Source organism: Candidatus Afararchaeum irisae, assembly GCA_034190545.1.
GTDB lineage: Archaea > Halobacteriota > Halobacteria > Halobacteriales > Afararchaeaceae > Afararchaeum > Afararchaeum irisae.
Window position 1 is genome coordinate 2,377 of sequence record JAXIOF010000098.1, and the last position, 1,725, is coordinate 4,101.

1 protein-coding gene is annotated in these 1,725 nt (G+C 62.6%); it reads right to left on the minus strand.

The features are described 5' to 3' along the window. On the minus strand, nucleotides 1-1,725 hold a 1,725-nt coding region (locus tag SV253_09510), incomplete at both ends, for a hypothetical protein (GenBank protein ID MDY6776286.1).

Sequence of the window (1,725 nt, forward strand, 5' to 3'; positions counted from 1 at the left end):
CCCGTCACGTCTCTCATGCCTTTCCAGGGCTGCGTCGCGGCGGTGTAGGACTTACCCGCCGACGTCGGGGCGTCTATGACGACGTCGTCCCCGCGTCGCATGGCGGTCTTTATCTCATCCTCAAGGCGGTCTCTCACTTCGGGTGTGGTGGGGTAGTCAAGATCTCTCTTCTCGGCGTACCTACGTCTCTCGTTGGGAGAGAGCGCGTCGAGTTGTTCTAACGGGAGACCCGAGGTGAGATGACCCCGTGCTGAACCACCCGTCGTCGACCTGCCCGGATCGAGACCGAGGTCTTCCTCGACGTGGTCGAGCGCGGCGTTGTAGACGCCCGAAGGCAGCCCCTCGAAGGTTTCACCGTCGCGCGTCTCGTGCTCGACGAGTTCGCCGTCCCAATCCGTCGTGTCACGAGCGACGTGTCGAAGGGCGCGTCGCGGTATCCGGTCGTCCTCGGCGACGAGACCGTGCTCTTTGGCGTACCGCCACGCCTCGAAGACTTCGGCGTCGTCGAGACTCCCGTCGGGAGCGTCGACGTCACGGACGCCCGCCTCGACGAGAAGAGATGTGAGGGGGTTGTACGCCTTCTTGCGTTTGTGGTCGTAGGCGACGGTGTCGTCAACCGCGACGAAGTAGTTCTCGCGAGACCCGCGGTGTCCTAACGGGTTCTTCCCTCGGTAGCCTTCACGGACGCCCAGAACGTCCGTGAGACGGAGGTCGTAAATAGACGAGGTATCCCCCCCGATCTTCTCAAGCGTCTCACGCGCCTTCTCGACACGGTCTTCCTGGGTCTCTTTTACCTCGTCGTAGGCGTCGAACGCCTCGGGGGGCTTAGCAGCCGCGACGAGCTGGTCGAGCGTGCCCCAGCCGCTGTTTAGGTACTCGTCGAGGTCGTTCCCGTGGTGCGCGACAGTCGGCGGTAGCGCGACACGCGCGTCGACGTCGTTCTCGACGAGGAAGTCGGCGGTACGGAGCGCGCCTTTGACACCTTCTCCGTACTGAGTAACTTCGAGACGTTCTTCGTCTTCGCCGAGGTCGCTGTCTACGGGGTCGTTATCCGCGATGACGACGACACGGTCGGCGTTCTCGACGGCTTCGAGCACGACGTCGTGGTGTTTCCGCTTGAACTGGGTAGTGACGGGCGACACCGCCGCATAACCGCGTTCGTGAGCCGTAATAGCGTCGGCTATTCCTTCGGCGACGAGTACTGTCTCAACTTCTTCTCCGAGAGTTTCGAGTCCGTAAATCGGTTCGTCGACATGGCTGTAATCCGTCGTTTTGACAGCCTTGGTGTATTTCTGGTCAGCCTTCGGGTCGTCTGGATGACCCACGGAACGGCTTATAGCGTAGCACGGCTCCCCGTCGTCGTCGAAGTACGGGAAGACGACGCGCCCCTCAAAGTGCGGCGTCAGCCCCTCGTAGAAGAGACCTGTCCCGAGTATCTCGTCGCGGGTGAAACCCTCCGACATGAGGCGGTCGAGGAGGTCGTACCCGTGCCCCGCGGGCGCGTACCCGAGACGCTTGTCGTCGAGAGTCTCAGGATCCCAGCCCCGCTCGTCGACGAAGTACTCCCGAGGTGTATCGGGAGGTGTATCGGCGCCGACGTCGACCTCGTCGGGTAGCTCGTCGTCGAGGTGATCGTGGTAGAACTCGACCGCCGTCTCGAAGGCTTCCAGGACACGCGCCTCGTCGACGTCTTCCGTTTCCGTAGCCGTAGCCGGATCCGTTTCG